Origin of the sequence: Streptomyces sp. NPDC053427, assembly GCF_044544985.1 — a bacterium.
GTDB lineage: Bacteria > Actinomycetota > Actinomycetes > Streptomycetales > Streptomycetaceae > Streptomyces.
The window spans coordinates 558,908-582,581 of sequence record NZ_JBITYA010000001.1; the positions used below are offsets into that span (position 1 = coordinate 558,908).

Below are 23,674 nucleotides of genomic sequence, written 5' to 3' on the forward strand. Positions count from 1 at the left end.
CCTGCCCGCGCGATGCGGGCAGGGCCACTGCCGTTGCTGGTTCTGGGGTGCTGCTCCGGGACGCCGCTCAGTAGGCGGAGTTGACCTTGTCGATCGAGCCGTACTTGTCGGCCGCGTAGTTGGCGGCGGCCGTGATGTTGGCGACCGGGTCGGTCAGCTTATTGGCGGTGCCCGAGACGTGGTACGAGTCGAAGGTGGGCTGGATCACCTGGAGCAGACCCTTGGACGGGACGCCGTTGACGGCGTTGACGTCATAGCCGTTGACGGCGTTCGGGTTGCCGCTGGACTCCCGCATGATGTTGCGGTGCAGGCCCTCGTAGGAGCCGGGTATGCCCTTGGACTTCATGATGTCCAGCGACTGGTGGATCCAGCCGTCCAGGTTGTTCGCGTACTGCTTCTTCTCGGCCTTGGGAGCGGCCTGCTTCGCGGTGCTCGCCTGCTTGGCGACGGCGGTGACCTTGACGTGGTCGGCGACGGACGCGGTAACCGCGTGGTCGGCCGGCGTCGCTGCCTGGCTCGGCGAGGCGAGCGCCACGGCTGCCGCGCAGCTCGCGGTGGCCACCAGCGCAGCGGAGAACTTGTGCGTGCGGCCGATGCGGGCGGTGCGGGGCAGGGTGATGCTAGGCATGCGAAGTGACCTCTTCCAGGGGGGCGGGGGTGTGGCCTTCTTGGCGTGTGACCGAGGGTCTGTGCCGCTCGCCGCTGGGGCTGAGGTGGTCGGCTCGTTCTCGGTGCTGCCGGAAACAATGTTTAGCGAGCGCCCTGGATGGTGGCAATGATGCCAAGTACTACCTATGTTCGTGAGATGCAGTGAAATGTCCGTTGTAAAGGCCGCGCTTGGCGCCCTGTGCCGGATCTGCATCGACTAGCGAAGCTCGTACGTGACGTACGCCCTGTGCCCGGCATCACCCGACGGGCGCCCAAATCCCGCTTTCGGAGACCCGCAAAGTTGCCTGGCTCACACGGATGATGGGCGTTTCGTGGGCTTTTTTGCCGAAACGCGGCGACGCCCCCTGCGCGCCGTTGCGCAGGGGGCGTGACGGAAGCCGCTCGGCGGTCAGTCCTCCAGCAGCCGGGCCGCCAGGTGCTCGATCCGGGCGTGCCAGGCGGCCAGCGCCGTCGCGGTGTCGAAGTCGCGCGGTCCGGTCTGGGTGAGGACGAGCCGGGGGCCGTGACCGGTGCCCCGCCGCAGCTCCCAGCGGACGGTGCCCTCCGGGTGCCAGCGGTAGGCCAGCAGCTCGGGCGCCCGTACCTCGGTGACCGGCCCGCCCGGGATCTTGTCCGCGGTGAAGCCCGCCGGGGCGGGCGCGCCCGGTGCCGGCTCGTCGCCCCCGGTCAGCGCGACCCAGACCGCGTCGGCGGGCCGTACGAGCTGACGCTCGAAGCGGATCCGGGGGCCGTCCGGGGTCTCCTCGACGGCGCCCTGGCCCAGATCGAACTGCTCGAGATACGCCTCGTGCAGCGCGCCCGAGTCGGGATGCACGGCGGTCGATTCGCCGTCGAGGAGTTGCGACAGCGCGGAGATGCACAGATGCCAGCCGGAGGCGAAGCTCGCGCCGCCGAAGCGGTCGCCGAAGGTGTGCACCAAGGTCAGCAGCGATCCGTCCCCGTCGGGGGTGATCTCCCAGCTCAGATGGTCCTCACCCCAGGTGAACGCGAAGTGGCGGGGCTCGTCGGCGGCGGTGACCGTACCGGTCATGGGGGCGCCGCTCACGCCGGGCATCGAGAAGGTCATCGCCCCGCCGGGCCTGAGCTCGACCGTGACCTCGGACGGGAACCACTGCTCGATCCGGGCCGGATCCGTGATCGCGGCCCAGACCTTCTGGGGCGGATGGGCCAGCCGGCGCTCCATCCGCAGCGCGGTGCGGCCGTCGGCGGTGGTGAGGGTGTCGGAGTGGGGGTTCATCGGGGGTCGTCCTCCATGGCGTCGAGATGCCGTTCGAGAGCGTCGAGGCGCCCGGTCCACAGATGCCGGTAGTGCGCGAGCCAGGCGTCGAGTTCCGCGAGCGGCTCGGGTCGCAGCTCGTACCAGCGGCGCTGCGCGTCCTGCCGGACCTGTACGAGCCCGGCCTCGCGCAGCACCCGCAGATGCTTGGAGGTGCCGGGCTGGCTCAGTCCGGTCCGCTCCGTGAGCTCACCGACCAGATGCGGCCGCTCCAGGAGCAGATCGAGGATCTTGCGCCGGCTCGGCTCCGCGAGTACGTCGAACGGTATGGGCATGCCTCCAGTATCGCCAGCCGGTTATATAACTGCAAGGGAATGTGAATCCCCGCAGGTCGGAGCGCCCATCGAGCAATGAGGGCCCCGCAAGCCCTGCAAGCCCCGAGCTCCGCAGCCCCCTCACCGCTACGCGTACGCCGGATCCCCCACCGTCATGTCCTCCCGCTCCGCCGGAACCAGACACGGCGCCGAATGCAGCGGCGCATCGGTGAAGAAGCGGGCGGCCAGGTCCGCGACGTCCTGCGGGCGCTCGAGCACCACCCAGTGGTCGGCGTCGGGAATCGTCAGGAAGCGGCTGCCGAGGATGCCGGCCGCGAAGTCGCGCTGCCGGGACGGAGGGGTCACCGTGTCGTGCTCGCCGCTGAAGACGAGCGTCGGCACGCCGGTCAGGCCGGAGGAGAAGTCCGGGCGGTCCACCAGTGCGCGGCGCAGCGAATCGACCGCATGCGGTGAGTGCCGGGCCGCGTGCAGCATCGAACGCCGGACGTAGCGATAGGCCAGCCGCCGCTTGGTCACATGCCGGCGCTCGTCAAGGCACATCAGGCCCTGGGTGACCAGCGTGGCGAAGGACTCCGTATCGCCGCGCTCGAGATGGTCGGCGGCCCGCCGCCAGTGGTCGAGCTGCGCGGTGGTGATGTGTGCCGGTACGCCGCCGAGCGCCAGCCGCGCGATGCGGCGGGGGAAGCGCTGGGCGCACGCGTAGGCGAGGCCGGCGCCGTAGGAGAAGCCGAAGAGATTGATCTGCGGGGCGTCCAGATCGTCGATGACGCGCTCGATCGCCGCGCACACGATGTTGGTGCTCGGCCCTGGGGGCAGCGAGTCGGCGCTGCCCATCCCGGGCAGGTCGGCGGTCACGACGTCCGCCACCGGTCCCACCTGGTCCTCCATCTGCGGCCAGCCGAACATTCCCTGCAGCGCGCCGCCCAGGACCACGACAGGCTCGGTGACCCGGGCCGGCTGTCGGAGCAACCGGTATGAATAGGACACCCCGCTCACCGACAAAGCGCGGATCGTTTCCTCGGCCATGACTGATTCCTTCTCGGGAAGACCGACGGGAACGGGCCGCGCCGATGCGGCGCGCCCGCTCCCGTCGGTCACTGTCGGTGGGGTGCGGATGGCTGACAACCGCGCTATCCGCGCGTCAGCACGAGCGCGGCGTTGTGCCCGCCGAAGCCGAGCGACGTCTTGACCGCGCAGTCGAACGTCGCGGGCCGGGCCTCCTTGCGCACGATCTCGATCGGGATCCGCGGATCCGGGACGTCGAGATTGGCGGTCGGCGGCACCAGCTGGTGCTCCAGCGCGAGCACGGTGAGCGCGGTCTCGATGCCGCCGGCGGCGCCCAGGGTGTGCCCGGTCATCGCCTTGGTGGACGTGACGAGGGGATGATCGCCGAGCACCCGCCCCAGCATGGTCGCCTCGATGAGGTCGTTGACGACCGTCGAGGTGCCGTGCGCATTGACATGCCCGACGTCGCCCGCCGCCACGTCCGCGTCGGCCAGCGCCGTGCGCAGCGCCCGTTCGATTCCCGCGCCGTCGGGATCCGGAGCGACCGCCGCGTAGGCATCGCTGGATGCGCCGTACCCGGAGACATGCGCGCGGACGGTGGCCCCACGGGCGCGGGCGTGCTCGGGTCGCTCCAGTACGAGCAGGCCGGCGCCCTCGCCGACCACGAAGCCGTCCCGCTCCGCGTCGAACGGCCGGCACGCCGCGGCCGGGTTCTCCCGCCGGATGGAGACCGCCTTCATCTGGCAGGCGCTGGCGATCAGCAACCGGGAGACGGTCGACTCGGCGCCGCCCGCGATGGCGATGTCGCAGACCCCGGCGCGCAGCAGCTGGTGCGCGGTGCCCAGGGCGACCGTCCCGGAGGAGCAGGCGGTCGCGACTCCGAAGCTGGGGCCGTGCACACCGAGGTCCGTGCAGACGCTGCTGGCCGCGCTGTTGATGACGGTCAGTGGGGCGAGTTTGGGGGAGACCCGCCGGGCGCCGCGCTCCGACATCGCGACATGCTGCTGGTCGTAGAACGGCAGCCCGCCGTGGGCGGAGCCGATGACCACCGCGATCCGGCTGCTGTCCCAGGTCTCCGGGTCCAGCCCGGCGTCCGCGATCGCTTCCCGCGCGGCGATCACGGCGAGCTGCGAGAAGCGGTCCATCAGCCGCTGGGTGGCCACGCCCAGTACCGCGGCGGCGTCCAGATCCGCGATCGTGTACATGAAGTCGCAGGGAAGATCGACCAGTTCCTCCTGCCGGGAGACTCCGCTCGGCACGGAGTCCTGGGTGACGGAGTGCCAGGTTGCCTTCGCCCCCACACCCGCGGCGGTCACCAGTCCGAGTCCCGTCACCGCCGCGGAGAACGGCTGCTGCGGGGCGGTCACGCGGCGACTTTGCCGTCGACGGCCGACACCAGCGCACCCACGGTGTCCCGCGAGGACAGCGCCACCTCGTCGAGGTCGATGCCCAGCTGGTCCTCGATGAGCACGCGGAGCTCTTCCAGTGCCAGTGAGTCCATCTTCAGATCGCGCAGCGAGATCTCGTGGCTGATGTCGGCCCTGATGACCCCGAATCGTTGGACCAGCAGGTCGTTGACAACTTCTGCCGCATTCACGTGGCGCTCCTCCGCTGTTCGTAGGCGTGCTGCCAACCGCGTCCTGGCGGGTGCTCGCCGGCGGCTCCGGCTGGTTTGGCCATCTTTATACGCCTTGGTCCCAAAGTCCCCCCAACCTCGGTAGCTCAATGGAGTGATGGGCGTTTCGGGCTGTGTGGGGAAGGGCGCGCGCGCCGTGGTCGGCACCTTCCTGTCCTAACGGCGCGGGCCGACGGAGGGTACGGGGAGAAGCGCGCCGGACTCGGCCGCGGCTGCCGCCGGAACGGTCCCCGAGCGACCCCTCAGGCCTCGTCGAGCGCCTCCGTGACCCTTGCCAACAGGCCCCGCAGCGTACGGAGTTCCGCCACGGTCAGGCCCGTGGCGGAAAGCATCCGGCGGGGGACCGGCAGGGCCCGGGTGCGCAGGTCCTCGCCCGCCGTCGTCAGGTGGATGGTGACCGACCGCTCGTCCTCGGCGCTGCGCTCGCGGCGTACCAGGCTGGCGGTCTCCAGGCGCTTGAGGAGGGGGGAGAGGGTGCCGGAGTCCAGCCGGAGCCGCTCGCCGATGGACTTGACGGGCTGCGGCCCGTGCTCCCACAGGACCAGCATCGCCAGGTATTGGGGATAGGTCAGGCCCAGGTCCTTGAGGGCGTCCCGGTAGACGCCGCCGAACGCGCGCGAGGCGGCATGCAGCTGGAAGCAGACCTGGTGGTCGAGGCGGAGCAGGTCGGAGTCGGGTACCGGGAGCGTGGTCATGGGTTCAGGTTAGCTCGCCCCTCATTTGATTGTGCACAACTTAGTTGCGTCCAATTTGAATGTGTGCAATCGTTGCGGTCATCGGGCGGCCGGGAAACGGCCGCCGGACCCACGAAACGCAGGGAGAATCCGATGGACGCGCTGTACACCGCTGTCGCCACCGCCAATGGGCGCGAGGGCCGGGCCGTCAGCTCCGACGGGCAGATCGACCTCGCCCTGGCGATGCCGCCGGCGCTCGGGGGCAGTGGCGCGGGCACCAACCCCGAGCAGCTCTTCGCCGCCGGGTACGCGGCCTGCTTCGCCAGCGCCATGGCCAATGTCGGCCGCCAGATGAAGATCGACACCAAGGACGTCTCGGTGACCGCCGAGGTCTCCATCGGCAAGGACGACACCGGCTTCGGCCTCGCAGTCGTCATGCGGGTGGAGCTGCCGGACACCCTCGCCGGCGAAACCGGACGTCAGCTGGTCGAGGCCACCCACCAGTACTGCCCGTACTCCAAGGCCACCCGCGGCAACATCGACGTCGAGCTCGTCATCGAGTAGGGCGGGCGTACGGCGGCGGGCCGTCCGGGTCGGCGGTGACCACGGACGGGAAGGAGTGGTTCAGGCCGAGCCGGTCCAGCGGCTGCGCGATGACCGCCTGGCCGCCGTCGCGCTCGGGCAGGCCGACGCCGTACACCTCGCGCATGCCCGCCGGGAAGCCGCGGCCGCACACGGGATCGAGCCACCGGCGGTGGGTGTGCCCGTCCCTCCGGTGCGCGGCCGCGGCGTCGGCGTGACGTCCGCGACGCCCGGCGTGGTGTGGCCCTCCGGGTGGCCGATCCAGGCGGAGCGCAGCGGTTCGTGGGGAACCGGTGGCACCGCCTGGACGGCGGGCGCGCCCGGAGGGGCGGCGGATGGACGTGCGCCGAGCCCCTCAGGCATCACCGGCCGCATAGACCCGCTCCCCGCCCACGAATGTCTGCAGCACCCGGGTCTCGGCGATGGCCTCGCTCGGGCCGTCGAACGGATCGCGGTCCAGGACCACCAGATCCGCCAGCTTGCCGGGCTGGATGCTGCCGGTGTCGTCGAGGTGGTTGGCGTAGGCGCTGCCCGCCGTGTACGCGGCGAGAGCCGAGCCCAGGTCGATCCGCTGCTCGGGCAGGAAGACCGGCGTCGACGGCGGGGCCTCCGGCGCCCGGCGGTTGACCGCGACATGCAGGGCGGCGATCGGATCGGGGGAGCTGACCGGCCAGTCGCTGCCCGCCGCGAGGGTGGCCCCGGACCGGAGCAGATCGCCGAACGGGTACTGCCAGGAGGCCCGTTCGGCACCCAGGAAGGGAATGGTCAGCTCGTCCATCTGTGGCTCGTGGGCCGCCCACAGCGCCTGGATGTTCGCCGTCGCGCCGAGCCTGCGGAAGCGCGGGACGTCATCGGGGTGGACGACCTGGAGGTGGGCGAGGTGGGGCCGGGTGTCCCGCCGCCCGTTGGCCGCCCGTGCGGCCTCGACGGCGTCCAGCGCCTCCCGGACGGCGCGGTCACCGAGCGCGTGGAAGTGCACCTGGAACCCTTCGGCGTCCAGCTCGGTGACGTACGCCCGCAGCGCCTCGGGGTCGATGAACGAGATCCCGCTGTTGTCGGACGCGCAGCCGCACGCGGTCAGATACGGGCCGAGCAGGGCCGCCGTGTGGTTCTCCGCGATCCCGTCCTGCATGATCTTCACGCTGGTCGCGCGCAGCCGCCCACCGCTCAACTCCGCCCGGCGCGCCATCAGTTCGGGAATCTGCTCGGCCCCGCGGGACCGGTCCCACCACAGGGCGCCGGTGACCCGAGCGGTCAGCTTCCCCTCGTCCCGGGCCGCCAGATACGCGGGGGCGGCGTCGGCCACACCGGGGCCGCGACCCAGCATCGCGTCCTGCCAGGCGGTCACCCCGTACCCGTGGAGGAGACGCTGCGCCCGGAGCAGCCCTTCGGTCCGCTCGGCGAGGGTCGGCTCGGGGACGAGGTCGCCGACCAGCCGCATGGCGCCCTCCTGCAGCATGCCGGTCGGCTCGCCGGCGGCGTCGCGCTCGATGCGCCCGTCCGCCGGGTCGGGCGTACGGGCGGTGAGCCCGGCCCGTTCCAGGGCGCGGGAGTTGGCCCAGCCGCCGTGGTGGTCGCGGTTGACCAGGAACACCGGGCGGTCCGGAACGATGGCGTCCAGGAAATCCCGGGTCGGCATGCCGCCGGGGAACGCCTCGAGCGACCAGCCGCCGCCGGTGATCCACGGCGCGTCCGGGTGCGCGGTGGCGTAGGCGTGGATCAGCTCCCGGTACGCCTCGGCGGTCTCCGCCAAGCTGAGATCGCACTGGCCCAACTCCACCCCGCCGCCCACCGGATGGACATGGGCATCCTGGAACCCCGGGATGAGCAGCTTGCCCCGCAGGTCGACGACCTCCGTACCGGGCCCGATCAGGCCATGTATCGCCTCCTTCTCCCCGTCGTGCCCGACGGCGACGATGCGGTCCCCGCGCACGGCCACCGCGCTCGCCCGGCTTCGTGCGGGGTCGACGGTGTGCACGGGGCCGGAGAGGAAGACGAGGTCGGCGGGGGTGGTGGTGTCCATCTGGGGGCTGCTCCTGGGACGTTGGCTGCGGATTGCGGATTGCGGATTGCGGATTGCGGATTGCGGAGTGGCGGTTGCGGGGTGAGGAGTGCCGGCGGGGCGCCTGGCGGTTCGTGACGGAACGGAGGGATGGGACGAGGTGATCATCCCCCGGAGGGGCCGGGTACCTGCCCGCCCTGCCCGTCCATCGGCAGTGTGAGCGTGTCGGCGTCCGTCCCGCGGCCGGTACGGAAGTACGGGGCGTGGCGTTTCCACTTGGCCCAGGCGGCGACCGCGAGCCCCGACATCACGAAGAGTGCGGGCAGCAGCAGCATGAACCAGCCGTTGTCCGGGCTCGCCTCGAAGTGATCGCTCATCGTCGCGTAGTCCCAGACGAGGTAGCCGCCGAGCCCGAACAGCGCCAGCGCGCTGGCCGCCGGGACGACCACATCCCGCAGCGCGCGGGCCGGCCCCGCCCGCCAGCTCGAGCGGAAGCGCACCGCACAGGCGAGCGCGGTGAGCCCGTAATAGAGGGCCACCGTCAGGCCGATCGAGTTGACCGCGGTGAGGATCATGTCGCTGAGCTTGGGGATGCCGACCGCGAGTACGGCGAGCAGCGCGGCCATGCCCATGATCAGGAGCGTGCCCACGGCGGGGGAGCCGTACCGCGGATGCACCCGCTGCCACACCGCACCGAGCGTGCGGTCCCGTGCCATGGCCAGCGCACCTCGGGCGGTGGGGATGACGCTGGACTGGAGCGAGGCGAACGCGGAGCACATCAGGGCGGCCAGCGGCAGGGACGCCCAGGGCTCCGGCGCCAGCCGGGTGCCGAGGAAGGTGAGCGCCTGCGGTCCGTTGTGGATCAGTTCGCCGGTGCTCATCACCCGCTGGAAGGCGAACGCTCCGAGCAGGAACAGGCCGAGCATCGCCACCAGCGCGATCAGACCGCCACGAGCGGCATCGGACGCGCTGCGCGTCTCCTCGTTCACGCTGAACGCGGCGTCCCACCCCCAGTAGATGAACACCGCGATCACCATCCCCTGCGCCAGGGCCTGCGGCGAACCGATCTCGAAGGGATTGAGCCAGGAGAGCGAGAACGGCTGGTCGCCGACGACGAGTGCGTAGCCGCAGAAGCCCAGCAGCACCACGTACTCGAAGATCAGCAGTCCGAGCTGCATCCGGGTCGCGGACCGGAGACCCGTGATGGCGGTGATCGTCACGGCGACCAGCGCCACCAGGCCGACCGCGGTGCTGATGCCGGTGGAGGACGGGTCCATCCGCAGCCCGAGCACGCTGTGTACGCCGAGCTTGTTCAGGAACTGCAGCATGACCGAGCCGGTGACCGCGCCCGTGTACGCCATGAAGATCACGTTGCCGACCAGCACCACCCACCCGGTCAGGAAGCCCGGCCAGGGGCCTATGGACCGGCCCACCCAGGTGTAGCCGCTGCCGCAGTTCGGTTCGGTGCGGTTGAGGCGGGCGTACGACAGCGCGATGCCGAGGATCGGGAGGAAGGCGAGCAGGAGCAGGGCGGGGGTCTGGCGGCCCGCGTACGCGGCCAGGCTGCCCATCCCGATGCCGATGCTCGTGGTCGCGGCGGTACTCGACGCGGCGATCGCCACGCCGTCCTTCACCCCCAGCGAGCGGCGCATCGTCGCCGGTCCGGGTTCTTGTGGCACCTGCTGCACCTGCTGCACTTCGGAGGGGGGCATGGCACGCGCTCCTTGGACGGGTGGGCCGGGCCGCTTCCGGCGGGGCCGTGTGACCGCCGATGAAACAGCCCGTTCTCCCTTGTGTCAACGGTGTTGACGTAACCTGGTGATTAACTGGACCGGCGAGGGCCGGGCGGCTGGGGGCGGAGCGGAGGGGGCGGAGTGACGGAGAGCGAGCGCGTTCCGGTCGAGCGCAAACGGCGCCGGCCGACGAGCACGGGTGTGGTGCTGTCCGCCGACCTCATCGTCGACACGGCGTGCCAACTGATCGATGCGCAGGGCGCGGGGGCCTTCACGGTACGGAAACTGGGCGCGGCCCTCGGCGCCGACCCCTCCGCCGTCTACCGCTACTTCCGCAACACCGAGGACCTGCTGCTGGCGCTCGCCGACCGGCTGATCGGCGAGTCCATGGCCGGGTTCGCGCCCAGCGGCGACTGGGGCGCCGACCTGCGCGACTTCGGTCTGCGCGCCTACCGCTCGGCGCTGCGCCACCCGCAGATCGCGGTGTTCAGCACCGTCCGCGTCACGGGCCGCCCGCATGAGCAGCGCGCCGTCGACACCGGCATCGGGCTGCTCCTGCAGGCGGGCTTCGACGAGGCCGCCGCCGTGCGCCACTACCACGCCCTCGTCGACACCGTCCTCGGGCATGCGGCCCTCGACGCCGCATTCCTGCGGCTGGCGCCCGCGCAGCGCGCCGCGGACGAGGAGGCCTGGCAGGCGGCGTACGGCAGCCTCTCCGAGGAGGCGTATCCGAGCATCCACCGCGTACGGGACTGCCTTCCTCTCATGTCGGGCACGGCGGTCGAGGCGGCGCTGGATCTGCTGATCGCGGCGCTGCGGGCGACGCGCTGAGGGCTGTCCGTCATGTGGCGTGTGGGGGCGCTGCCTGAGAGCTCACCGATGAAGAAGCCAATCGGCCCATACGCCCTCTACCGGTGAATGCGCTATCCAATCGGGCATTTATGCCGCACCGGTGCAAATATGGTGCATGTCCCTTCGACGGCTGGTGCATATGCCTGGACAACTGCCAGGACGGCGAGACCTGAGCCCGGTCCTGACCCTGGTCCCGATCGGCCTCATCATCGCGGTCGTCCTGATCGACGTACTGTCGCCGCCCAACGTCCACCTCGGGCCGCTGCTCGTCGCCGCCCCCGCCATCACCGCGGCATTCGCGGGCCCCCGCCTCACCGCATTGATCGGCGCGCTGGCGGTCGCCGCCCAGGTGTTCATCGGCATCGCACGGGGCGTCCTGCTGACCGAGAACCTCCAGGCCCAGATCGCCGCGCTGGTGGTCGTCTCCGCACTCGTCGTCCTCTTCACCGTCGTCCGGGACCGCAACGAGCGGCGGCTCATCCAGAGCCGTTCGGTGGCCGGTGTCGCCCAGCAGGTGCTGCTACGGCCGCTGCCCCCGCGCAGCGGCGCCCTGGAGATCGCCTCGCTCTACCTGCCGGCCGAGGAAGAGGCGGAGATGGGGGGCGACCTGTTCGCGGCGGTGCGCACCGCGCGCAGCACCCGGCTGATCATCGGCGATGTGCGCGGCAAGGGACTGCCGGCGTACAGCCACGCCGCCCTCATTCTGGGGGCCTTCCGCGCCGCCGCTCACCGTCAGGCCACGCTGCCGAACCTGGCCATCCACCTCGACGGCGCCGTCAGCTGGGACAGCGGTCAGTGGCGCGCCGACCCCGGTCCCGGGAGCGCGGCGAGGGCGCGGGACGGGGGCGCGGGCAACGCCGCCGACACCCCCGACACCGACGAGACCTTCGCGACCGCCTCGCTCTTCGACATCCCCGACCAGTCGCCGGTACTCCGCACCATCACCTGCGGTCACCCGCCCCCGCTCCTGCTGCGCGATGGCGAGCCCGTCATCCTGCACGCCAAGCGGACCGCCCTGCCCATCGGGCTCGGAGTGCTGGCCGGCGATCCCGATTACGAGGTGGAGACCTTTCCCTTCGAGCCCGGTGACGTGCTGTTGCTGTACACGGACGGGGTGACCGAGGCTCGTGACAGCAGAGGCGCGTTCTATCCGCTCGTCGAGCGCGCCGCCTCCTGGAGCACGAGAAGCCCGCAGCAGCTGCTGAGGTGCCTGCGCGAGGAGCTGCTGACGCATACGGACGGCCGACTGGGCGACGACGCCGCCGCGGTTGCCGTACGGCGCCTGCCCAGCCACCCGCCACGTGCCAGGGCCTACTGACGCGGAGCGGCCAGGCAACCACCGCAGTTGTAGTACGTCACGTCCCAGTGATTGCCCTCCTTGTAGTAGACGTTCCCGCTGCCGGACTTCCACTTGGAGCCGCCGATGGAGGCGAAGGTTCCGGTGATGTAGTTGCTCAGGCAGGAGGAGAGGCCGAAGTCGACCTTGTAGCCGTTCCAGTGGCTGTAGGTGCCGTCGGCGTGGCCGGTCTCGGTGCCGCCGGTGAGGTTGATCGCGCAGCCGCTGGCGCCCCTGAGCGTGATCACGCCGTCCACGGTGGCGGAGTTGATCTGGTCGAACGAGGTGCAGGTGGCGTTGTTGCGGTCCGCGCAGCCGCCGCTGGAGGACCAGCTGATACCGGCCGCGCGGAACTTTCCGGTGGCCTGCGCATGGCTGAGCTTGGCGAGCGGGGCGGAAGTGGCGGCGTACGTGGTGGCGGCGCCGCCCACCAGGGCTCCCGCCGCGAGCATGACAACACCGATGCCGGTCGCGGCCGTACGTCGGAGCATGGATACCTCCTGAAGGAAGGGCGAGGATCCGAGCGTGGCCCGACGGGCCGAGGGCGTCAACTGGGCTTCACCGGGCGGGTGTTACGGATACCGGGTGCCGTCCGGCCGTCGTCGCGCGGTGGCGCTCGCGCCGGAAGCGATGAGATGCGTCACGCTCACTCCGCCCCCGAATATCGGACATAAGCGCACAGAAGGCAATTTTGAAATGTCCGATATGTAAAGCGGTGAGGTATTCGACCATGCCTTGTTGTGGGGGTGCGCCGTCCCGCGAACCGCACCACCGCCACCTGACGCTTCCTCAACCTCGTCCCTCTTGGTAAACACGTCCGAATCATCCCCAAGTGGCATGGGACGCGCACCATGATCGACCGCAACACCTCGGACCACCACATATTCGCGTTCGACCTTGCCGAGCACGAAACGCGGCGCCGGGCCGAAGTCCTCGCGGCGCTGGGTGACACCTGGAACCCCCTCGAGGTGATGGAGGCCGAGGCGGAGGCCGAGCGGCTCCTCTACTCGGGCCTGGACGCCGAGCAGCAGGCCACCTACGACATGCTGGTCGCCGCGAACGTCCTCCCGGCGTCCGGGCAGGCGTGAGCATGTTGCCGCTCGACCCCACCGCCGACATCGGCCGCCGGGCCTGGGTGCCGTGCCCCCGATGCCAGGACGACCGGGACTGCGCCACCTGTCTCGACGGCCGGACCTGCGCCGACCACTGGCGCTACCTCCTGTCGAACCAGGGCAGCCTGCTCCACCTCCAGTGCCCCAGCTGCACCCACCTGTGGGCCTGGCAATCGGGCTTCGGAGCGGGCGGCCGGGGTCGTACCACCCCCTGAATCTGCCGCAGCGGCCCGAATGTGCGCGCGTTGGTGGACAAATCGGGCGAGTGCGGAGCGGTAGCGTGCGGCGCATGGAGCTGCGCGCACGATCACTTTGGCTGCTGACCGAACCGCTGCATGCCGTCATGTACTTCGACGAGGAGTGCCGCGGCCTCGGTAAAGCCCTTGGCCTCAAGGGCTTTTGGATGGGCTACTTCGCCTCCCGCACCGCGCCGCTGGGCGCCGTGGAACCCGCGCTCGCCACCGCCGTACTCGGGGTGTTCGCGCCCGGCATGATCGCCCGCGCGCTGCCCGCGGCCTGGGGGACCGTGAGCCCGGCGCATGTCCTCGACGAGCGCGCCCACCGCGCCGCCGACGCCCTGCGCAGGATCCATCCCGGCCTCGACGAGACGGCAACCGAGCTGTCGGGCCCGCTCCTGACGCTCGTCGAGGACGCCCCCACCCTCGCGCGACCGCTCTTCGCCGCGAACCGTGCGCTGTGCGACCACGCCGACCCGGTCGAGCGCCTGTGGCAACTGAGCACCGCCCTGCGCGAGTTCAGGGGCGATGCACACCTCGCCGTACTTGCCGACGAAGGACTCGACGGCTGCGAGGCGCTGGTCCTGGCCGCCGCCTCCGGCCGGGTCCCCAAGGGCACCATCCGGCAGGATCGAGGCTGGACCGAGGAGGAATGGGCGGCCGCCGCCGACCGGTTGCGCTCCCGCGGTCTGCTGAACGAGCGCGGCGCGGCGACCGACCGCGGACGGCAGGAGCGGACCCGCATCGAGGAGGAGACCGACCGCCTGGCCGCACGCCTGCTGCGCCCGCTCCCCGCCCCGGAGACCGACCGGCTCCTGGAGGGGCTGGAAGGCGTCGTACGCCGCATCCTGGCCGCGGACGTACTGCCGTTCCCCAATCCGATCGGCCTGCCGCATCCCGCCGAGGGCGAGTCCTGGGGATAGGCGGTTCCGTTCGGACCGTTCGTCCCCGAGGGCGCGCCTGAGGTTTCCTCGTAACCCGTCATCTAGCTTGCTAGCATGTTAGCCTCGGGTCGTGGGTGATGAGGAAGTCAAGCAATTCAACGTGTATCTGCCGATCGCACTGATCAAGCAGGTCAAGTACCACGCCATCGACTCGGGCATGTCCTTGTCGGCATTGGTCGCAGAAGCGCTGCGCGCCTACCTCGACGATCCCGGTGAGCAAGATCAGAGTTCGACCGAAAAGGAGAAGTGAGATGGCGACCGAAGGAATCGAAGCCGTCTTCGTGGAGACGCACAACTGGGGAAGGACGGCGAGGTTCTTCCAGGGCCTGGGGTTCGACCTGGAGTTCTCGACCGACCACAACTCCGGCCGGCTTCGCAACGGCGAGGGCCCGTACGTCTTCATCGCCGAGGTGCCGGAGGACCGCAAGCCCGAGATGCAGATCGTGCTGAAGGTGCCGGACGCGGAGGCGTTCCGTCCAGGCCCGGACGTCGAGGTGGTCGCGTCGTTCGAGGACACCCACTTCGGGACCAGGCAATCGATCGTCCGTGACCCCGACGGGCGCCTGTGGAACCTCCAGGCCCCCGCCGGGAACTGACCGCAAGGCAAGGAAAGGCGAAGCCATGAAGAACGAGGTCACCGGGACACCGGACAACACCGCATTACGCTGCGCGCTGTGGCGGGCGCTGCACCTCCGGGTCGATGCACCGCCCCACGTACTGGAGGACGAGATCGGCCTCCAGCTCGTGGCCCCCGACGCTGACTGGCCACGCCGCCCGGACATGGCCCCCGAGGCCACCAGCGCAATCCGGGCGGCCATGGTGGCCCGCGCTCGTTTTGTCGACGACCTGGTCACCGAGCAGGTCGAGCACGGCGTCACCCAGTACGTCATCCTCGGGGCCGGCCTGGACACCTTCGCCCAGCGCAGGCCGGAGATCGCCTCCCGCCTGCGGCTCTTCGAGGTCGACCAGCCCACCACCCAGGCCTGGAAGCGCCGACGCCTGGTGGAACTCGGCTACGGCATTCCCGACCGGCTGCACTTGGTCCCGGTCGACTTCGAGGCGGGCGAGTCGTGGTGGGAGCGGCTGGGCGCTGCCGGATTCGACCCGCACAGTCCGGCGATCATCGTCTCCACCGGCGTCAGCATGTACCTCACCGAGGACGCAACCGCGGCCACCCTGCGCCAGGTCGCTGCCCTCGCGCCCGGATCGACGCTCGCCATGTCCTTCTTGCTGCCGGCCGACTTCGTCGACGAAGCCGACCGGCCCGGCCTCCAGGCGAGCAAGGAAGGAGCGCGAGCATCCGGAACGCCGTTCGTCAGCTTCTACGCCCCGCAGGACATGCTGGAGCTGGCTCGCGCATCCGGCCTCGGGGACGCGCGGCATGTATCGGGAGCCGTGCTTGCCGAGCGCTACTTCGCTGATCGCACCGATGGCCTCCGCCCGTCCAGTGGAGAAGATTTCTTGCTGGCCACCCTCTGACCTGCGCCGACCGGGAGTCCGTGCAGGCGGTGCGGCCGTTGCAGCGGCCCAGCAGAGGGCCGACCCTGTGGGCCGGCCCTCTCAAGGGGTCATATTCGGGCGCCCCCGCGGCCCTTGAACCACTGCGCCAGGTCCATCGTGTCGGACGCGGGCGGCGCCTTGACGGTAACCGGCTTGTTGATGTCGAAGAAGTGGATCGTGAGGTCCAGCGGTCCCCGGACGGTCCGCGCGCGCTCGCGGAACTTCACCGTACGGTCGTCGGGCCCGACCCACAGGTCGAGCTTCAGGGCGTGCACACCGAGCGCCCGGTACCGCTCGACCGCCTTCTCACGCCGCTCGGCACCCAGCGCGCCCTTGGCGTTCCGCCGCTTCAGCAGCTTTTCCACCGCGACCGTTCCGGCGTAGTGCGTCGTCTTCACGCCGTCGACGGTCTCTTCGCCGATCTTCTTGACGTCACCGGACTGCGACAGCAACGACGCCTGCGCCGCCGGGTCCTGGTCGGCCTGCTGCCGCATTCCCCCGAAGCCGCCCGCGCCGCCGGGGCCCTTCCCGTTCATCCGGAACTTCAGCCAGTGCTTGCCGTGCAAGGCGGCGGTCGCGCGCTCGCCCCCACCGATATACGCCGTGTCGCCGATGAGCCGGACCAGGAACTCGCCCCGCTTCGCACCGCCGGACGCCGTCATCCGCATGTCGATCGCGCGCGGCCGGAGACTGACCGATACCTTGCCCTCGACGGTCCCCTGACCGGCGACCTTGCCGTTGATGCGGTACGACATCGAGGTGAGCTTGGCGCCCTTTTCGACGGCCTTGCGCACCGCGGCGACCGGCGCGGCATGGAACTTCTCCGGCTCGGCCGACCGCTCGCGCGTCCCGCCGCCGGGCGACGTACATGCCGCCGTGCCGCACAGCATCACACCGGCGAGCACCGTCCCCACGGTACGGACCGAGGAACGGGAAAGTGCGAGCGAAGAACGTTGAGCCATGGCCCCCCAAGAAGCGCGGATATGAAGCGCGGCGCATGCACCACGGACCGGGAACCGCGGATCGGTGAACATTCGAATGCCTGTCTGACGGAGACAGTAACCGACGGCTCTGACACTCCGTGTGTCCACCGTCCCGACCGGGCGGACAGTGATGCAGCTCAGGGGGCACACCCCGGTCATGCGACGCTCTTCACGCACGCTCAAGGTGCTTGCAAGGATATTTTCAGTTGGTGTGTGGATGCGTGCTTTGGGGTGCTTTGCAAGACAAGATCGGATCACCTGTGGAGGTGCGGCGTTGTCAGGGTATGGAGCCTAGAGAGCTGTGGGACCGCAACGCCGTACTGGCAGAAGCGTTTTGTCTTGGGGACGAGCGAGTGCGCGAGGCGCAGGCCAGACTGGATGAGGCGCAGGCCGACCGGTCGCGGGTCCTGGCGGCATTTGCGGTGACCGTGGGCAGCACGGGTGCGGTGGCCGGCCTGTTCGGCCTCAACGAGCGGGAAGTGCGGATCGCCCGGCGCACGGTGGGCAAGGACGACGCCCGTGCGGTTGCCGAGCAGCTGCTTTCCGCGGCTCCCAACGCCCTCGCCCGGGACCCCGATACGACGGTCACCGGAGCCGATTCCTCCTCGCTTCACTCCTCCGACGCCGGCCCGTCCGCATCCGGAACCCGGCCGACCGCCACGCCGCGCGAGGGCCGGGAGAGTTCGGGCGCGCCCCCGGAGCCATCATGGTCGGCCGCCCTGGACGCCGTACTCGTCGGCAGCTGGCAGACCGGCGTGGATCTGCGGGAACTGGCCAATGAATTCGGCCTCGATTTCAGCCGGCTGCTTTCCCGGGCCCAGCAATTGGCGGCCCAAGGACGGTTCCATCATGGATCCGGGCACGCCGGTGAGACCCAGGCCGGGCGCCACCGTCGCGGCCCCGGCGACCTGCACGAGGCCGAGTGCACCATTCCCGCGCAGCAGACCGCGGCCTGGAACGCCGCCCCTTCCGGCAACGCGATGGGATCCGCCTGGCACCCGGGAACGACGCAAGTTGCCGACACCGTGGCGGACATGGCGACCCTCGCTCCCGACTGGGACAGCGCCCTCGCCCCGTGGGGCACCATCACGCAGCCGCACGAGGAACCCGAGCCGTCCCATCAGCCCTGGACCCAGTACCACCTCAGCTCCTGACGGGTCCCTGCTCGCTACGTACCCCCGCCCCGCCTCGGTGCCCGACCGGCGGGGCTTTGTCGACCCTGCGGGGGAGGAACGAGGAAGGGCGGTAGCGGCGACCGTTTTCGATCGGCCCCGGGTGACCCCACCTGGAAGGTGAGGAAACCCGGGGCCGATCGAGGTCTTGTCCGGGGCGCGGCGGAGGCGGGAGAAGCCTCAGCCCGCCGTCTCTCCCGCGTGCGGCGCCAGCACTCCGGCCCCGATCAGGGCGAACAGTGCAATGCCCAGCAGGATCCGGTAGACGACGAAGGGCATGAAGCTCTTGTTGGAAATGAATTTCATGAACCACGCGATGACGGCATATCCGACGACGAAGGCGATGACCGTCGCGAAGATGGTGGGGCCCCAGGCCGTATGGCCCTCGCCGGCGTCCTTCAGCTCGAAGACGCCCGAGGCGAGGACGGCCGGGATGGCCAGCAGAAAGGAATAGCGCGCGGCGGATTCGCGGGTGTAGCCCATCAGGAGGCCGCCGCTGATCGTCGCGCCGGAGCGGGATACGCCGGGAATCAGCGCCATCGCCTGGCAGACGCCGTACAACAGGCCGTCCTTGACGGTCAGATCGGCGAGTTGCTTGCGCTGCTTGGCGGCGCGGTGCCGGCCGCCGACCTCGTCGCGGGCGGCCAGCCGGTCGGCGATGCCGAGAACGACGCCCATCACGATCAGGGTGGTGGCGATCAGCCGCAGATCGCGGAACGGGCCCTCGATGGCGTCCTTGAGCGTGATGCCCAGCACGCCGATCGGGATCGAACCGACGATCACCAGCCAGCCCATCTGGGCATCGTGGTCGTGCCGCAGCTCCCGGTTGAAGAGCGAGCGCGCCCACGTCGAGATGATCCGCGCGATGTCCTTGCGGAAATAGATGATGACGGCCGCTTCGGTGCCTATCTGGGTGATCGCGGTGAAGGCCGCACCAGGGTCGTGCCAGCCGGCGAACGCCGCGGTCAGACGCAGATGCGCGCTGGAGGAGATGGGGAGAAACTCCGTCAACCCTTGGACGAGTCCGAGGACGAAAGATTCAAACCAAGTCATGGGGACGACATATCCAGGGGTGATCGAGCGCTTGCCTGCGCGCGGGGACAAGAGGGACGGTGGCGGCGGATACGGATCACCGGCGCCGCAGGCAGCGTAACGCCCGAACATGGCCGGGCCACCAAGAGCCTCGTCCCGGACCGCTCCTGCTCAGCGCCCGCGCAGCGCCTCGCGCTTGTGCCAGGCCACCATCAGCGCGCCGCCTCCCGTGAGCACGATGAAGCCCATGGACAGCAGAAACGCGGGGGAATCGGGCGCCCCCGCCCGCGCGCCCGCGATGACGTATGCAGCGGTGTTCGGGACGCTCCCGAGCGCGGTCGCGAGCAGATAAGGCAACCAGCGCACACGGGAGACCGCCGCGCAGTAGTTCGTCGCGCAGAACGGCAGGCCGGGAAAGAGCCGGACCGCCAGCACCGAACGGAATCCGTGCTCGCTCAACTGCCGGTCGGCGGCGGCCAGCCAACGGGCGCGCAGCAACGGGCGCAACGCCTCCTGGCCGAGCAGCCGGCCGAGCCCGAAGGTCGCCCCCGCGCCCAGCACCGTACCGGCAAGCGCGGCGACGAGACCGGCCTGACTACCGAGGGCGACGCCCGCGGCGACGTTGAGGAGCGGGCGCGGTACGAACGCGGTCGTGCACACGCCGTATGCCAGGGCGAAGACCACCAGGGCGGTCGGTCCGGACAGCTGCCCGAGCCAGCCGTCCGCCAGCAGACGCTGCGGCCGCCACACCAGCATCCCTGCCGCGGCACAGGCCAGCAGGACGAGCAGCAGGCCCAGCCGGGCCCACGGGGAGAACAGCACACGCGCGCAGCGCACGGCGAGGCCACCGGGGGGCGCACCGGGTTCGAGCATTCCGGGAGCGTAACGGAGACGGCGGGCCGAGCGGATATCCGCCCACCTCAAGGGGCGCCTGCCCCCGCCCGCTCGCTCGGCGCACCGCGGTCCGGCTCCGATCGCCGCCGCGGTCCGCGCCGCGGTCACTGCCGCATGAACCCCGGCGCGTTGTTGGCTCGTCAATTCTGGTGAAAGAGTGTCCCGTCGATCGACGACGGGGCCAGGGATGGTCCGAACCGACGAGGTGGAGCGGGCAATGAGTACGCCGGACGACCGGAACGGCGGCGGAGGGCCGGCGGGTGGCTTCCTGACGGAGGACACCCTCCCGCTGCGCCTCTCCGGCGGAAACCCCTCTCCGTCCGCTCTTCCCCCCAAGGAGGCCGGGACCCACGCCGGCGGGCAGAACGACACCGTCCCGCCCACGGCTGCCGCACCGCCGCGTGCCCGCGGCGCATCGAGCCTGCTGAAGTCCAGCGCCGTCATGGCGGCGGGCACGATCGTGTCGCGTATCACCGGATTCCTGCGCACCCTCGTGATGGCCGCCGCGATCGGCGTCGGCACGCTCAACGACTCCTACCAGGTCGCCAACGTCCTGCCCACGATGATCTATGTGCTGGTGGGCGGCGGCGCGCTGAATGCGGTGTTCGTCCCCCAGCTCGTGCGGGCCATGAAGAAGGACGACGACGGTGGCGAGGCGTACGCCAACCGGCTGCTCACCCTGGTCGTGGTAGCGCTGGCGGGCGTCACGGTGATCTGCGTGCTGGCGGCGCCGCTGCTGGTCCACATGATGTCGCCGGACATCGCCTCCGACCCGCGGCGGATGGCCGTCACGGTGGCCTTCGCCCGGTACTGCCTGCCCACCATGTTCTTCATGGGGGTTCACGTGGTGCTCGGGCAGATCCTCAACGCCCGCGGACGCTTCGGCGCGATGATGTGGACCCCGGTCCTCAACAACATCGTGATCATCGCCGCATTCGGTGGTTTCATCTGGGCGTTCGGCGGCTTCACCGATTCCGGCATCGGCCCCTCGACCATCACTCCGCAGGGAGTCCGGCTCCTCGGCCTGGGCACCTTGCTCGGTCTCGGCGTCCAGGCCCTGGCCATGCTGCCGTACCTGCGTGACGCCGGCTTCACACTCCGCGCGCGCTTCGACTTCCGAGGCCATGGCCTCGGCAAGGCCATGGGCCTGGCCAAGTGGACGCTCTTCTTCGTCCTCGCCAACCAGATCGGCATGATCGTCGTCACCCAGCTCGCGACCAAGGCGGGGGCCGTCGCCGAACGGTCCGGCTACACGGGCTCCGGCATCACGGCCTACAACTACGCGCTGCTGCTGTGGCAGATGCCGCAGGCCATCATCACCGTGTCGGTGATGACCGCCGTGCTCCCGCGGATCTCCCGCTCCGCCCAGGACGGCGACGCGACCGCCGTCCGCGACGACCTCTCCCACGGCCTGCGGACCTCGGCCGTCGCCATCGTGCCCTGCGCCTTCGCCTTCCTGGCGCTGGGGGTGCCGATGGCGATGTTGCTCTACGCCGGCTCCGGCACCGAGGGCGCCAGGGGCATCGGATACGTCCTCATGGCGTTCGGGCCGGGTCTCATCCCCTACTCGGTGCAGTACGTGGTCCTACGCGGCTTCTATGCGTTCGAGGACACGCGCACGCCGTTCTACAACACCGTCATCGTCGCCCTGGTGAACGCCACCGCCTCCGGACTGAGCTTTGTGTTCCTCCCGCCGCGCTGGGCCGTCGCCGGTATGGCCGCCTCCTACGGGCTGGCCTTCGCCGTCGGCGTCGGCGTCGCCTGGCGCCGGCTGCGCATGCGGCTGGGCGGAGATCTGGACGGCCCGCGCGTCCTGCGCACCTACGCCCGACTGACCGTCGCGGCGGCCCCGGCCGCACTCGCCGGCGGTGGGACCGCCTTTGCGCTGACCAGGGTCGTGGGCAGCAACGCCTGGGGCGCGCTGGCGACCCTGCTCGTCGGCGGGGCCGTCCTGCTCGGCGTCTTCCTCGCCCTCGCCCGCCTCATGCGGCTGCCGGAACTCAACGCCCTGTTCGGCATGGTCCGCGGACGCCTCGGCCGCTGAGCCACCGCACAAGGCCGCCGAACATCCACCCACATCGAGGGCGGCCGTGCACGCCGACCGGCTCGTCGGCGGTCTCCGTCCGCCGTACGCAGCCCCGAGCAGCCACCCCGTCCGCCAACGGCCCGCCGCAGGAAAACCGTTCGACGCCGGGCCCCTCGCCCGGCACCATATGACGCATGTTCCGGCACGCCTTCCTCTCCCTGCCGTCCGCAGTCGCGGACGCGCCGAAGGCTGCCGTCGATTTCTTCCCGGCCGCGGCCGCAGCCACTGACGGCGCACGAAGCTGACCCTCTCCGGATCGTCCGGCGGACCCCACAGGGGGAGGGTCGGAGTGGCTCAGGGGTCCCCACGGCGCCAACTCGCCGTTCTCACCGCAGTGTTGCGAGGAAGAACACCATGCCCAAGACGGCATACGTACGCACCAAGCCGCATCTGAACATCGGCACGATGGGCCATGTCGACCACGGCAAGACGACCCTGACCGCGGCCATCACCAAAGTCCTCAGCGAGCGGGGCAGCGGCACCTTCGTCCCGTTCGACCGGATCGACCGGGCCCCGGAGGAGGCCGCCCGCGGCATCACCATCAACATCTCGCACGTCGAGTACGAGACCGACACCCGTCACTACGCCCATGTCGACATGCCGGGCCACGCCGACTTCATCAAGAACATGGTCACCGGCGCGGCGCAGCTCGACGGCGCGATCCTCGTCGTCTCCGCGCTCGACGGGATCATGCCGCAGACCGCCGAGCACGTACTGCTCGCCAAACAGGTCGGCGTACGGCACATCGTCGTCGCCCTCAACAAGGCCGACGCCGGCGACCCGGAGCTCACCGACCTGGTCGAGCTGGAGGTGCGCGAACTGCTGAGCGCGCACGGCTACGACGGGGAGCACGTACCCGTCGTACGGGTCTCGGGGCTGCGCGCCCTGGAGGGCGACCCACGCTGGACGGGGGCGATCGGCGCGCTGCTGGACGCCGTGGACACCTACGTCCCGATGCCCGAGCGCTATGTCGACGCGCCGTTCCTGCTGCCGGTGGAGAACGTCCTGACCATCACCGGGCGCGGCACGGTCGTCACCGGCGCCGTCGAGCGTGGCACGGTGCGGGTCGGCGACCGGGTGGCTGTGCTGGGCGCCGACGCCGAGACGACGGTCACCGGGCTGGAGACGTTCGGCAAGCCGATGGAGTCGGCCGAGGCCGGCGACAATGTCGCGCTGCTGCTGCGCGGACTCCACCGCGACCAGGTGCGCCGCGGCCATGTGGTCGCGGCGCCGGACAGCGTCACGCCACGACGCCGCTTCACCGCCGAGGTCTATGTGCTGTCGACGGAGGAGGGCGGCCGCCGTACGCCGCTTTCCACCGGCTACCGGCCGCAGTTCTACATCCGGACGGCGGATGTGGTCGGCGACCTCGACCTCGGCGAGCGCGGCGTGGCCCGCCCCGGCGAGACGGTGACCGTCTCCGTCGAACTGGGCCGTGCGGTACCGCTGGAGCGCGGCCTCGGCTTCGCCATCCGCGAGGGCGGCCGGACCGTCGGCGCGGGCACGGTGCGCTCCGTGGCGGAGTGAGACACCCCAGGGCCTGACGCTGCGCCCCGCACCTTCTTCGGTGCGGGGCGCAGCCGCCCGCTGTCCCGGGCGCGCGCCGAATGCGAGACTGCTCGCCCGGTCGAACGGACAACGGGCGAACGGACAACGGGCGAACGGGACAGGGAGG

25 protein-coding genes and 1 pseudogene are annotated in these 23,674 nt (G+C 70.6%); 12 read left to right on the forward strand and 14 right to left on the reverse strand.

Annotated features, from left to right (window positions below; genetic code table 11):
- Positions 1–67: 67 nt before the first annotated feature.
- The 7 genes from ACIGWZ_RS02040 to ACIGWZ_RS02070 form a co-directional block, all read right to left on the reverse strand.
- Positions 68–628, reverse strand: a complete 561-nt coding sequence (locus tag ACIGWZ_RS02040) for a transglycosylase SLT domain-containing protein (RefSeq protein ID WP_400059812.1) — start codon at positions 626–628, stop codon at positions 68–70.
- 429 nt (positions 629–1,057) lie between these two features.
- Positions 1,058–1,906 carry an SRPBCC family protein gene (locus ACIGWZ_RS02045; protein ID WP_400059814.1) on the reverse strand — a complete coding sequence of 283 codons (849 nt, stop codon included), beginning with the start codon at positions 1,904–1,906 and terminating at the stop codon, positions 1,058–1,060.
- Positions 1,903–2,220: an ArsR/SmtB family transcription factor gene (locus ACIGWZ_RS02050; protein ID WP_400059816.1), complete on the reverse strand. Its 318-nt coding sequence runs from the start codon at positions 2,218–2,220 to the stop codon at positions 1,903–1,905. The genes ACIGWZ_RS02045 and ACIGWZ_RS02050 overlap by 4 nt, the downstream gene beginning before the upstream one ends.
- Before the next feature lie 126 nt (positions 2,221–2,346).
- A complete protein-coding gene (locus ACIGWZ_RS02055; protein ID WP_400059818.1) occupies positions 2,347–3,246 on the reverse strand; it encodes an alpha/beta fold hydrolase in 900 nt (299 codons plus the stop codon).
- Positions 3,247–3,350: 104 nt separating this feature from the next.
- Positions 3,351–4,592 (reverse strand): beta-ketoacyl-[acyl-carrier-protein] synthase family protein, encoded by a 1,242-nt coding sequence (locus ACIGWZ_RS02060; RefSeq protein WP_400059820.1) that lies wholly within the window; start codon positions 4,590–4,592, stop codon positions 3,351–3,353.
- A complete protein-coding gene (locus ACIGWZ_RS02065; RefSeq protein ID WP_400059822.1) occupies positions 4,589–4,822 on the reverse strand; it encodes an acyl carrier protein in 234 nt (77 codons plus the stop codon). Before ACIGWZ_RS02065 ends, ACIGWZ_RS02060 begins: the two co-directional genes overlap by 4 nt.
- Before the next feature lie 281 nt (positions 4,823–5,103).
- Positions 5,104–5,556 (reverse strand): MarR family winged helix-turn-helix transcriptional regulator, encoded by a 453-nt coding sequence (locus ACIGWZ_RS02070; RefSeq protein WP_400059823.1) that lies wholly within the window; start codon positions 5,554–5,556, stop codon positions 5,104–5,106.
- A gap of 132 nt (positions 5,557–5,688) precedes the next feature.
- Here ACIGWZ_RS02070 and ACIGWZ_RS02075 point away from each other — a divergent pair, with 132 nt between their 5' ends.
- Complete coding sequence (locus ACIGWZ_RS02075) at positions 5,689–6,099, forward strand: organic hydroperoxide resistance protein (RefSeq protein ID WP_400059825.1); 411 nt, start codon at positions 5,689–5,691, stop codon at positions 6,097–6,099.
- Here ACIGWZ_RS02075 and ACIGWZ_RS02080 read toward each other — a convergent pair.
- The 3 genes and pseudogenes from ACIGWZ_RS02080 to ACIGWZ_RS02090 form a co-directional block, all read right to left on the reverse strand.
- Positions 6,092–6,337, reverse strand: a pseudogene (locus ACIGWZ_RS02080) (beta-glucosidase); the annotation flags it as partial. The gene ACIGWZ_RS02075 and the pseudogene ACIGWZ_RS02080 sit on opposite strands and share 8 nt — an antisense overlap.
- Before the next feature lie 135 nt (positions 6,338–6,472).
- Positions 6,473–8,140 (reverse strand): amidohydrolase, encoded by a 1,668-nt coding sequence (locus ACIGWZ_RS02085; RefSeq protein ID WP_400059827.1) that lies wholly within the window; start codon positions 8,138–8,140, stop codon positions 6,473–6,475.
- A gap of 143 nt (positions 8,141–8,283) precedes the next feature.
- Positions 8,284–9,831, reverse strand: coding sequence for an APC family permease (locus ACIGWZ_RS02090; protein ID WP_400059829.1), 1,548 nt, complete (start codon positions 9,829–9,831; stop codon positions 8,284–8,286).
- A 162-nt stretch (positions 9,832–9,993) separates the two neighbouring features.
- Here ACIGWZ_RS02090 and ACIGWZ_RS02095 point away from each other — a divergent pair, with 162 nt between their 5' ends.
- Positions 9,994–10,683 (forward strand): helix-turn-helix domain-containing protein, encoded by a 690-nt coding sequence (locus ACIGWZ_RS02095; RefSeq protein ID WP_400059831.1) that lies wholly within the window; start codon positions 9,994–9,996, stop codon positions 10,681–10,683.
- Between the two features lie 136 nt (positions 10,684–10,819).
- Entirely contained in the window at positions 10,820–12,022 is a 1,203-nt protein-coding gene (locus ACIGWZ_RS02100; RefSeq protein WP_400059833.1) for a PP2C family protein-serine/threonine phosphatase, read from the forward strand.
- On the opposite strand, the gene ACIGWZ_RS02105 is transcribed toward ACIGWZ_RS02100, so the two are convergent.
- Entirely contained in the window at positions 12,016–12,531 is a 516-nt protein-coding gene (locus tag ACIGWZ_RS02105; RefSeq protein ID WP_400059835.1) for a hypothetical protein, read from the reverse strand. The two genes, ACIGWZ_RS02100 and ACIGWZ_RS02105, sit on opposite strands and share 7 nt — an antisense overlap.
- Positions 12,532–12,891: 360 nt before the next feature.
- On the opposite strand from ACIGWZ_RS02105, the gene ACIGWZ_RS02110 reads away from it, so the two are divergent.
- From ACIGWZ_RS02110 to ACIGWZ_RS02135, 6 genes are all read left to right on the forward strand, one after another.
- The gene (locus ACIGWZ_RS02110; RefSeq protein ID WP_400059837.1) at positions 12,892–13,128 is read left to right on the forward strand and encodes a DUF6400 family protein; all 237 of its coding nucleotides are present in this window, start codon (positions 12,892–12,894) and stop codon (positions 13,126–13,128) included.
- A 2-nt stretch (positions 13,129–13,130) separates the two neighbouring features.
- On the forward strand, positions 13,131–13,367 hold the full coding sequence (locus tag ACIGWZ_RS02115; protein ID WP_400059839.1) for a hypothetical protein: 237 nt from the start codon (positions 13,131–13,133) through the stop codon (positions 13,365–13,367).
- A gap of 74 nt (positions 13,368–13,441) precedes the next feature.
- Positions 13,442–14,311, forward strand: a complete 870-nt coding sequence (locus ACIGWZ_RS02120) for a hypothetical protein (RefSeq protein ID WP_400059840.1) — start codon at positions 13,442–13,444, stop codon at positions 14,309–14,311.
- 91 nt (positions 14,312–14,402) lie between these two features.
- Positions 14,403–14,582, forward strand: a complete 180-nt coding sequence (locus tag ACIGWZ_RS02125) for a CopG family transcriptional regulator (protein WP_400059842.1) — start codon at positions 14,403–14,405, stop codon at positions 14,580–14,582.
- Between the two features lies 1 nt (position 14,583).
- Positions 14,584–14,928, forward strand: coding sequence for a VOC family protein (locus tag ACIGWZ_RS02130; protein ID WP_400059844.1), 345 nt, complete (start codon positions 14,584–14,586; stop codon positions 14,926–14,928).
- A 25-nt stretch (positions 14,929–14,953) separates the two neighbouring features.
- Positions 14,954–15,811, forward strand: coding sequence for a class I SAM-dependent methyltransferase (locus ACIGWZ_RS02135; protein WP_400059846.1), 858 nt, complete (start codon positions 14,954–14,956; stop codon positions 15,809–15,811).
- A gap of 89 nt (positions 15,812–15,900) precedes the next feature.
- Here the strand turns inward: ACIGWZ_RS02135 and ACIGWZ_RS02140 are convergent, their stop codons facing one another.
- On the reverse strand, positions 15,901–16,737 hold the full coding sequence (locus ACIGWZ_RS02140) for a hypothetical protein (protein WP_400059848.1): 837 nt from the start codon (positions 16,735–16,737) through the stop codon (positions 15,901–15,903).
- Between the two features lie 431 nt (positions 16,738–17,168).
- Here ACIGWZ_RS02140 and ACIGWZ_RS02145 point away from each other — a divergent pair, with 431 nt between their 5' ends.
- Positions 17,169–17,969: a hypothetical protein gene (locus ACIGWZ_RS02145; protein WP_400059850.1), complete on the forward strand. Its 801-nt coding sequence runs from the start codon at positions 17,169–17,171 to the stop codon at positions 17,967–17,969.
- 198 nt (positions 17,970–18,167) lie between these two features.
- Here ACIGWZ_RS02145 and ACIGWZ_RS02150 read toward each other — a convergent pair whose 3' ends face one another.
- Together ACIGWZ_RS02150 and ACIGWZ_RS02155 are read right to left on the reverse strand one after the other, a co-directional pair.
- On the reverse strand, positions 18,168–19,040 hold the full coding sequence (locus ACIGWZ_RS02150; protein WP_400059852.1) for an undecaprenyl-diphosphate phosphatase: 873 nt from the start codon (positions 19,038–19,040) through the stop codon (positions 18,168–18,170).
- A 150-nt stretch (positions 19,041–19,190) separates the two neighbouring features.
- Positions 19,191–19,892 (reverse strand): TVP38/TMEM64 family protein, encoded by a 702-nt coding sequence (locus tag ACIGWZ_RS02155; protein ID WP_400059853.1) that lies wholly within the window; start codon positions 19,890–19,892, stop codon positions 19,191–19,193.
- Positions 19,893–20,130: 238 nt separating this feature from the next.
- Here ACIGWZ_RS02155 and murJ point away from each other — a divergent pair, with 238 nt between their 5' ends.
- Both murJ and tuf read left to right on the forward strand, forming a co-directional pair.
- A complete protein-coding gene (gene murJ, locus ACIGWZ_RS02160; protein ID WP_400059856.1) occupies positions 20,131–21,957 on the forward strand; it encodes a murein biosynthesis integral membrane protein MurJ in 1,827 nt (608 codons plus the stop codon).
- 396 nt (positions 21,958–22,353) lie between these two features.
- Positions 22,354–23,526 (forward strand): elongation factor Tu, encoded by a 1,173-nt coding sequence (tuf, locus tag ACIGWZ_RS02165; protein ID WP_400059858.1) that lies wholly within the window; start codon positions 22,354–22,356, stop codon positions 23,524–23,526.
- The last annotated feature ends 148 nt before the right edge of the window (positions 23,527–23,674 follow it).